The organism is Nocardioides sp. (assembly GCF_036267815.1).
GTDB lineage: Bacteria > Actinomycetota > Actinomycetes > Propionibacteriales > Nocardioidaceae > Nocardioides.
On the sequence record NZ_DATAVI010000005.1, the window covers coordinates 1 to 9975 of the forward strand.

The 9975-nt window shown below is 70.7% G+C and carries 6 protein-coding genes; 2 read left to right on the top strand and 4 right to left on the bottom strand.

The window, feature by feature from the left end; genetic code table 11:
- From VHW64_RS00715 to VHW64_RS00730, 4 genes are all read right to left on the bottom strand, one after another.
- Positions 1-2613, bottom strand: a 2613-nt coding sequence (locus VHW64_RS00715) for an ATP-binding protein (RefSeq protein ID WP_329648577.1), incomplete at its 3' end; no start/stop codon positions are given.
- A gap of 134 nt (positions 2614-2747) precedes the next feature.
- Positions 2748-6281, bottom strand: a complete 3534-nt coding sequence (locus VHW64_RS00720; protein WP_329648578.1) for an adenylate/guanylate cyclase domain-containing protein — start codon at positions 6279-6281, stop codon at positions 2748-2750.
- 106 nt (positions 6282-6387) lie between these two features.
- Positions 6388-7197: a hypothetical protein gene (locus tag VHW64_RS00725; RefSeq protein WP_329648579.1), complete on the bottom strand. Its 810-nt coding sequence runs from the start codon at positions 7195-7197 to the stop codon at positions 6388-6390.
- 194 nt (positions 7198-7391) lie between these two features.
- A complete protein-coding gene (locus tag VHW64_RS00730; protein WP_329648580.1) occupies positions 7392-7796 on the bottom strand; it encodes an RDD family protein in 405 nt (134 codons plus the stop codon).
- A gap of 247 nt (positions 7797-8043) precedes the next feature.
- Between VHW64_RS00730 and glnA the strand changes: the two genes are divergently transcribed.
- Positions 8044-9462: a type I glutamate--ammonia ligase gene (glnA, locus tag VHW64_RS00735; RefSeq protein WP_329648581.1), complete on the top strand. Its 1419-nt coding sequence runs from the start codon at positions 8044-8046 to the stop codon at positions 9460-9462.
- A 114-nt stretch (positions 9463-9576) separates the two neighbouring features.
- A partial coding sequence (locus tag VHW64_RS00740) for an IS110 family transposase (protein WP_329648582.1) occupies positions 9577-9975 on the top strand: 399 nt, incomplete at its 3' end.

A 9975-nucleotide genomic window follows, 5' to 3' on the forward strand; every position in this document is an offset into this window, starting at 1 on the left:
GGCGACCTCGACGGACCCGAGGAGCTGCTGTTGCACGCCGAGCAGGTAGATGGCTCCGGCCAGCGTCTCGGCGTCGTCGGCGAGGTCGCTCATCCGCAGCGCGACATCGACGTACGACGCGGCCTCGCGCCACCGGCCGCCGAACTGGAGGTACTCACCGGCCACCCGCGCGAGACGCCCCACGAGCGGCTCGCATCCCGCGATGCCCTCCACCGACTCCAGTCGCCGTGTCGCCAGCTCGATGGCCTCGTCGAGGTGGCCCAGCTCACCGAGGGACTTGGCCAGCAGGCACCCCGCCTCGGCCGCCGCCACGACGTCCCCCATCTCGTCGCACAGCGCCAGAGCCTCCCGCGCGTAGTCTCGCGCGGTCTCCAGCTGGAAGATCCGGACGGCAGCGTCCGCCGACCGCCTCAGCACCACCGACCGGGTCGCGGCGTCGCCGATGATGTCGAGTGCCTCACCGAACGCGCGGAGACCGTCGGCGAAGGCACCGAGGGCACAGGCCCGGTTCCCCGCCGTGACCAACAGCACCGAGGCGCGTCGGCGGAGCTCCGCAACGGCTGTGTCCCCCGGTGCCGACACCTCGGCAGCGTCCAGGAGGTGTCGTGCGATCACCTGCGCCAGGTCGTCGACGCGCTCGCGGTCGGTGAGCAGGTGCTCGGCTACCTGGAGGTGCCGTGCCTTGCGGTCGCTGCGAGCCAGGGTCGAGTACGCGACCTGGCGGACCACCGAGTGGACGAAGCGATACTGACCGCGCCCCGCCGAGAACGGGTCGTGGTCGGTCACCAGCAGCTCGCGGCGCTGGAGCGTCTCCATCACCGCGTCGATGTCGGCGACATCGTGAGCCAGGATCCCGATGCCCTCGCGGGTGAAGGACTCCCCCAGCACGCTCGCGTCGCTCATGACCCGTCGCTCCAGGGGGGCCAGTGCGTCGAGCCGGGCAGCGACGAGCGCGTGCAGCGAGGCCGGGGCGCCCATCTGCTCCAGGTCCACGACCCGGCCGGGCATCACGACGTAGCGACCCTCCAGCGGCCCGACGTCACCACGGTCGATCAATGCCCGGACGGTCTCGACCGCGAAGAGCGGGATGCCCTCGGCCCGCTCGACCAGGCTGTGCGCGGCCGTGTCGTCCAGTCCCCCGACCAGGTCTGCGACCAGCTCGCGCAGGGCCGGATCGGGGAGCCGGCCGATCCGCAGGACGGTCGCCCGGCGGCCACCCAGCGTCGGGCGCTGCTCGAGAAGCTCGGGCCTGGCCAGGAGCAGCACGAACAGAGGGAAGCGCGCATTGGTCGCGACGTGGTCGACGAAGTCGAGCAGGCCCTGGTCGGCATGGTGGGCGTCGTCGATGAGCAGGACCACAGGATCCCCGGCGCCCACGCGCTCCAGGAACGTCGACCAGGCCGCGAAGAGGTCTCCCCACGCGAACTCCCTGGTGTCCTCCACGAGCAACGAGGCCACCCGCGGCCGCAGCCAGTCGCGCTCCCTCTCGTCGGGCACGAGCTCGGCCAGGGCGCGGTCGAGCGCCGGGAGACAGACGTCTGCCGCATCGTCCTCGACCAGGCCCAGACGTGCGCGGATCGCCTCGGACAGTGCCCAGAACGCCGCGCCGTCGCCGTAGGAGAGGCAGCGGCCGTAGTGCCAGGCGACGGCCGTCTCCAGCCCGTCGACGTACTTCTCGAGCTCCCACCCCAGCCGCGACTTCCCCATGCCCGCCTGGCCGTCGAGGACGACGACGGTCGGCCGGCCGGACTCCTCGGTGCCGTGGAAGAGCTCCTTGAGCAGCCGGAGCTGCCGCTCCCGGCCGACCAGGGCCGCCTCCAGCCCGTCGATGCGCTGGCTGCCGCCACGGGCGGCGACGACGGCGCCGGCCCGGAAGAGCTGCACCGGGTCCGACCTGCCCTTGAGGACGTGCCTCCCCGCGTCGAAGTAGGTGACGGCCGCCGCAGTCAGCGTGCGGGTCGTGGCATCCACCCACACCTGCGACGGTCCCGCCGCCGACTGCACCCGCGCTGCGGTGTTCACGGGATCCCCTGCGACCATGCCCTGGTCGGTGGCCACGAGGTTGGCCGCCACCTCGCCGGTGACGATCCCGACGCGGAGGGAGAGGTGCGGCAGCTCCAGCCGCTCACCCAGGGCTGTGACGCCGGCGACCAGCTCCAGCCCCGCCCGGACCGCGCGCTCGGCGTCGTCCTCGTGGCTGGTCGGCACTCCCCACACCGCCATCACGGCATCCCCGATGAACTTCTCCACCGTGCCGCCGTAGCGACGGACGATCGTCGCGCAGACGTCGAAGTACTCGGCGAGCATGCTGCGCACATCCTCTGAGTCGCGCAGCTCCGCCAGCGTCGTGTAGGCGACCAGATCGGCGAAGAGCACCGAGGTCACCCGCCGCTCCGCCGCCGGTGAGGCGGCCGTTGTCCCGGACGCCACGCTCGTGCTGTCGACACCGGGACCCGACTGCGGCAGCGCGGCACCGCACCGGTTGCAGAACGCCGCCCGGACGGGAAGCATCTGGCCGCACTCGGCACACGACTGCGCGGCCTGCGCCGTGCCGCAGACATGGCAGAACGCCGAACCGTCTGCTAGCTCCCGAGCGCAGGCGATGCACTCCACCGCGCCGACTCCTCCCCGTCGGCGACACCGTACGTGACCGTGCGGCAAGGGTCGAGAAGGCGGCTGGGCCCGCGAGAGCCACGGGGGTGACCCGCGCGGCGCGGCGCGTCGAGGCTGCTCGACCCGGCCCGGGGTCAGGACACCGGGCGCCTGGTGCGGCTCGTCCGAGCGGCGTCGAGGCGGGCCAGCCAGCGCTGCGCACCGAGGCGCTCGTAGGTCGCCCGGGCCACGTTGAGGAGCGGACCGGCCTCGGAGTCGCGTCCGTTGGACAGGTGCCACAGACCCAGGTCCTCGTGTGCGTGGGCCTCCCAGACGAGGCTGCCGGCCTCGGCGAGCTCGGCGATGCCCGCCTCGAGCGCCGTCACGACCGTCTCGTCGTCCGGCGACTCGGCGTAGGTCTCCGCGAGGCCGTGGGCGACACGGCGCTGACCTCGCAGGGCAAGGGGCAGGGCCAGGTCCGGGTAGGGCACGAGCCGCTCGATGAGCGCTCGCAGCGCCACCGGGTCGTCGGCCGCGATGGCCGCCCGAGCCGCGATCGACCAGAAGGCATGCAGGTCGTCGGTCAGCCCGTTCAGCTGGATCTCCGCGGCGACCAGTTCGGCACCCAGCGAGACCGCATCCCCGTCGCGTCCTGCCGCGAGCGCGATGCCGACCTGTCGGTACTTCTCGTAGATGGCCAGGCCGGGTACGACGGCGTCCTGCTCGCCCGGAAAGCGACCGACCAGCCGCTCCTCGCGGGTGCCGGCCCAGACCACGAGGAGATCGGTGCCCGCTGCCTTCTTGGCCATGAGCGAGGATCCGGGGGTCTCCGGCACCACGTCGAGGAGGAGCTCGTCCAGCTCCTCCCAGCGACCCGACAGCCAGTACCAGAAGACCAGGTTCGACTCGATGCCCAGGTGCCGGGGCAGCCCATGGTCGGCCTGGTTGACGACACCTTGCTGCATCAGGTCGATGGCCCGGTCGAGATCCTGCGAGGCCAGCAGGCAGGCCTCGTTTCCCAGGGCCATGGTCAGCGGGTTCCACAGCTCGCTCTTGCGCGACACCTCGGCCATCCCGGCGTACAGCAGGTGCGCGACATGGACCGACCCGAGCACCAGCTGCTCGGCGGCGAGCAGGTTGAGGGCCGCTGCCAGCGTCTCGGCATCGCCGGCCAGGTCGCCCATCCGGAGCGCGTCGTCGACGTAGGGCGCGGCCTCTCGGAACAGCCCTTGGAACTGGAGGTACTCGCCCACGACGCGCGAGAGGCGGCCCACCAGGAGCTCCGCGCCCACGAGCTCGGCGATCGAGGCGAGGTGCTGCTTGGCCACCGCAACGGCCTCGTCGTGTCGGCCGAGCTCACCCAGCGACTTGGCCAGCGAGTACGCCGCGTCGGCCGCGCCCCGCACGTCTGTGGCCTCGTCGTACAACGCGATCGCCTGCTGGGCGTCCGCGATGGCCGAGTGGTTCTCGTAGACGCGCACGGCGGCATTCGCGGCTCGGCTGAGCACCGCGGCCTTGGCCTGGTCGTCGTCGATGATCTCGACGGCCGAGCGGAAGACCCGCAACCCGTCGGCGAAGGAACCCAGGGAGCAGGCGCGGACTCCGGCGGTGACGAGGAGATGGGAGGCACGATCTCGCAGGGCTACGACGGCGGGGTCGTCCGGCGCGGAGACCTCGGCCGCGTCGAGCAGGTGCCGGGCCACGACCGGAGCCAGCTCGTCGAGGCGCTCGCTGTCGGACACGAGGTGGTCGGCGACGAGGAGGTGCCGGGCCTTGCGATCGCTGCGGGCCAAGGTGGAGTACGCGACCTGGCGGACCACCGAGTGGACGAACCGGAACTGCCCGCGCTCGGCGGAGAAGGGATCCTGGTCGGTGGTCAGAAGCTCGCGACGCTGGAGGGTCGCCAGCACGGAGTCGAGGTCAGGGACGCCGCGGGCCAGGATCCCGATGGCCTCGCGGGTGAACGACTCGCCCAGGACACTCGCGTCGCTCATCACTCGTCGCTCGTGCACGCTGAGAGCGTCGAGCCGGGCCGCCACCAGGGCGTGCAACGAGGCCGGCGCTCCGAGCTGGTCGAGGTCGACCACCTGGCCCGGCGTCACGGCGTACCGGCCGTCCTGCGGACTGATGACACCGCGGTCGATCAGCGCCCGGACGGTCTCGACCGCGAAGAGCGGGATGCCCCCGGAGCGGCGTACCAGGCTGTCGACCGAGGCATCGTCGAGCCCGGCGACGAGGCTGCCGACGAGTTCCGCCAAAGCCTGGTCGGGGAGCGGCTCCAGGCGCAGGACCGAGGCTCGGCGGCCGCCAAGCGTCGGGTGCCGCTCCAGCAGCTCGGGCCGGGCCAGCAGCAGGACGAACAAGCTGAACCGGGCGTTGGCCGCCACGTGCTCGACGAAGTCGAGCGTGCCCTGGTCGGCGTGGTGGGCGTCGTCGACGAGCAGGACGACGGGGTCGCCGGCGCCCACGCGCTCCAGGAACGCCGACCAGGCCGCGAAGAGGTCCTCACGGGCGAACTCGCGTGACTCCGCCCCCAGCAGCGAGGCCACCCGAGGTCGCAGCCAGGCCCGCTCGGCCGGGTCGGGCACGAGCTCGCCGAGCATGCTGTCCAAGGCGGCCAGAACCACGGCGGTGGGGTCGTCCTCGGCCAGGCCGAGGCGCGCGCGCACCGCCTCGGACAGCGCCCAGAACGCGACCGCGTCGCCATAGGAGAGGCAGCGGCCGCGGTGCCAGGCGACCGGGGCCTCGAGCCCGTCGACGTACTTCTCCAGCTCCCAGCCGAGGCGTGACTTGCCGAACCCGGCCTCGCCGTCGAGCACGACGACCGAGGGGCCGCCGGACTCCTCGGCCGCGTGGAAGAACTCCTTGAGCAGCCGCAGCTGTCGCTCCCGGCCGACCAGCGCAGCCTCCAGGCCGTCCACGCGTTGGCTCCCGCCCCGGGCGGCGACCACCGCCCCGGCGCGAAACAGCTGCATCTGCTCCGCCTTGCCCTTCAACGCGTGCTTGCCGGCGTCGAAGTACGTCACCGCCGCGGCGGTCAGGGTGCGGGTCGTGGCGTCGACCCACACCTCGCCCGGAGCCGCCGCCGACTGCACCCGCGCCGCCGTGTTGACAGCGTCACCAGCCACCATCCCCTGGTCGGTCGCCGACAGTGTGGCCGTCACCTCACCGGTCACGATCCCCACCCGCAACGCGAGCTGCGGCAGATCGAGCCGCTCACCCAGCGCGGCGACGCCGTTGACGAGCTCCATCCCGGCCCGCACGGCCCGCTCGGCGTCGTCCTCATGGGTGGTCGGCACCCCCCACACCGCCATCACCGCATCGCCGACGAACTTCTCCACCGTGCCGCCGTAGCGGCGAACGATCGTCGCGCAGACGTCGAAGTACTCGGTGAGCATGCTGCGCACGTCTTCTGAGTCGTGCAGCTGCGCCAGCGTCGTGAAGGCGACCAGATCGGCGAAGAGCACCGACGTCACGCGCCGCTCGGCCGCCGTACCACCCGCGTGGTCACTGGTCGGCGAGAGCGAGTCGACCGTTACTCGGGAGCCGCAGAAGTTGCAGTACGCGGAACCGCCGGCCAGCACCGCGCCGCAGGTCTGACACGCGATGGACGGGACCTGGGGCGTGCCACAGGCAGGGCAGAAGGCCGACCCGTCTGCCAGCTCCCGAGCGCAGGCGATGCACTCCACCGCGCCGACTCCTCCCGTCGCCGACACGGTACGTGACCATGCGGCGGGGGGTCGAGACGGCTACGGGTCGACCGATCCCCTTCGGGTCTTGCTCGTCAGCGGCGACTCACAGCGACGAGCTGGAACCCGGCATCGCGGTGATCTGGGAGGCCGGCGGTGCCGCGATGTGCACGGGCGCGCCGTAGTCGGTGTAGTGCGCGGTCAGCTTCAGCAGCTTCGGGATCGAGACGACGAACTTGGTCAAGCGGCCCTTGCCGTCCAGCCACACGTCGTACGCCATCGTCTTGGGCAGGTCGGCGGTCTCGGACGCGGGCAGCCCCTTGAGCTGCGGGGCGTTCGCAGTGACCAGGACGGCGTGGTAGTGCTTGCCGGAGGAGTCGGTGCCGACGAGGCGCACGCCGCGGAAGGTGCTTGGCTTCAGGTCGGACATCATCTTGCTGGGGTCGAGCTGGTCGAGCGAGGACGTGAGCGAGCCCAGCGGGCTGCTCGGGTCGTTGAGGTCGAACTTCACGAACTTCCCCTGCGTCATCTGACCCAGGCGCATGTACATGGTGTCGTCGACCAGCCGCATCTCCACACCGCTCATCCCGGCCGAGCCGAGGTTCATCGTCATGTCCATGGCCGGCTTGCTGCCCGTGAGGTCGAGCGCGCCCTTCATGGTGTAGCGCTGCCCCGACGCGGTGCCGGCCATCGACACCTTGGCTGTGGTGATCTTGGCGGCGGCGCCCTGGACGAGGTGCAGGAAGCCGGCGCTCTCGATGTGCGAGCCGGTGCTGGTCGCCGCGGAGTGGTTGCCTCCGGACGACGCCGGTGTCGCCGTTCCCGGGCTCTCGCCTCCGCCGCACGCGGTCAGCGAGGCCAGCGCGAGCGGGACGACAGCGACCAGAGCCGCCTTCTTGAGGGTGAGAGTCCGCATCGTTCCTCCGACGTACCCGGGACAGGGACTCCCAACCGTAGCCGCGGCCCGGTGACGCCCGTGGGGCAATCAGGCGAATGATTGCCTGGCGCCAGACTTCCTGGCCTCTCCTTGCACTTCTTGGGGGCTGCAACCCCCAAGAAGTGCCAAATACCCCGCTTCAGCGGGGGATTTGGCAGCCGCCCCCCAGCAGGTCAGCGAGCCGACGCGGGTCGCAGAGGCACCGTCGCGGAGCCGCAGATCATGTCGTGCAGCCCACGCCCGTCAGGGCGGAAGATCAGCGGCGGGATGACCAGGAGGATCAGGACCTGGCGCAGCGCTGCGGTGAGGAGGTTGAGAGGGCGTCCGCTGCCGTCGATGCGGACGACCCGCAGCCGCGTCGCCAGCTGGCCGAAGGACCCGCCCGCGAGGGCCATGAACACAGCGGACTCGGCGGCGAACAACAGGTTGAGGTAGAGCGAGGCGAGCGGCCCGCTGCCGAACCACCGACCGCCGTAGATCAGCAGCATCACGCCCCAGCAGGCGGCGTAGTCGACGAGCAGCGCCCCGATCCGGTGTGCCCACGAGGCCGTCTCGAAGGGAAGCTCCGTCGCCGGCACGGCGTCAGCGTACTGTCCGCCCCGGGCGGCGCATGTCGCCGGGCGTCTCGCCTGGTCGCTTGCCTGGTCGCTTGCCTGGTCGCTTGCCGAGCACCGGACTGGGCGCCTGTGTTACACCCGTGAAACACCGGGGACACCGCCGAGAAACTGGCCCCTCGTACGGTGAGGGCACCGCCGCAGCCGCGGCGGGCACTGCACAGACCTGCACCACCACACCGGGGCCGCGGCCGGCGGCCGAGGAGGATTGATGTTCGCCACCAGCGACGACCTGCTGAAGTACGTCAAGGACGAAGGCGTCGAGATGATCGACGTGAGGTTCTGCGACCTGCCCGGCATCATGCAGCACTTCACGGTGCCGGTGTCGTCGTTCGACCAGTCGGTCTTCGACGATGGTCTGAACTTCGACGGCTCCTCGATCCGCGGCTTCCAAGCGATCCACGAGTCGGACATGTCGCTGTTCCCCGACGGCACGACGGCCTACCTCGACCCGTTCCGGACCGCGAAGACGCTGGTCGTCAACTTCTTCATCCACGACCCCCTCACCGGCGAGGCCTACTCGCGCGACCCGCGCAACATCGCCCGCAAGGCCCAGGCCTACTTGTCCTCCACCGGCATCGGCACGACGGCGTACTTCGCGCCGGAGGCGGAGTTCTACGTCTTCGACTCCGTGCGCTTCGAGACCAAGGTGAACGCCGGGTACTACCACATCGACTCCGAGGCGGGCTACTGGAACTCCGGCTCCGAGGAGAACAACCGTGGCTACAAGGTGCGCTACAAGGGCGGGTACTTCCCGGTCGCGCCCTACGACCACTTCGGCGAGCTCCGAGACGAGATGGTCCTGGAGCTGGAGAGGTCCGGGATCACCGTCGAGCGCGCCCACCACGAGGTCGGGACCGCGGGGCAGGCCGAGATCAACTACAACTTCGCCGAGCTGCTCAAGGCCGCCGACGACGTGATGAAGTTCAAGTACGTCGTGAAGAACGTCGCCTGGCGCAACGGCAAGTCGGCAACGTTCATGCCGAAGCCGATCTTCGGCGACAACGGCTCGGGGATGCACTGTCACCAGTCCATCTGGGACGGCGACGAGGCGCTGTTCTACGACGAGACGGGGTACGCCGGCCTGTCCGATATGGCGCGCTACTACATCGGCGGCATCCTCGAGCACGCGCCGTCCCTGCTGGCCTTCACCAACCCGACGGTGAACTCCTACCACCGGCTCGTCCCCGGCTTCGAGGCCCCGGTCAACCTGGTCTACAGCCAGCGCAACCGCTCGGCCTGCGTCCGGATCCCGATCACCGGCTCGAACCCGAAGGCCAAGCGGATCGAGTTCCGCTGCCCGGACCCCTCGGCGAACCCCTACCTGGCCTTCTCCGCGATGCTGCTGGCCGGCCTGGACGGGATCAAGAACAAGATCGAGCCCCACGAGCCGGTCGACAAGGACCTCTACGAGCTGCCGCCCGACGAGCACGCCGACATCCCCACCGTGCCCGGAAGCCTCGACGCGGTCATCAACTCCTTGGAGGCCGACCACGACTTCCTGCTCGAAGGCGGGGTGTTCACCAGCGACCTGATCGAGACCTGGATCGACTACAAGCGCACCCAGGAGATCCAACCCGTCGCCCTGCGCCCGCACCCGCACGAGTTCGAGCTCTACTACGACATCTAGGGTCTCGTAGATCGCGAAACGGCCCTGATGCGATGAAGGAGCGGGGCCTCCGCTCCTCGTGCCCCTGGCGGATGCTGGGGGTGCTGACGTCTCTCACGACGAAGGAGGCCCCTGATGTCAGGGTACGCAGGAAGACAGTTTGTCGGTATTGATCTGCATCGTCGCCGGACCGTGTTGGTGCGGACCACCGAGGGCGGCGATGTCCTTGAGGCGGTCCGGGTCCTCAACGACGTCGACTCGTTGAACCAGGTGATGGCCCGGGCTGGGGAGGGTCCCGAGGTGGTGCTCGAGGCCACCTACGGCTGGTACTGGGCGGTCGACGCCCTGCAGGCGGCAGGTGCGCGGGTGCATCTGGCGCATCCGCTGGGGGTGAAGGCGTTTGAGTACCGGCGGGTGAAGAACGACTTCCGCGACGCCGCGGATCTGGCCGACCTGTTGCGGATGGGTCGGCTGCCCGAGGCGTGGATCGCGCCGCCGGCCACCCGCGAGCTGCGGGAGCTGGTCCGGCACCGG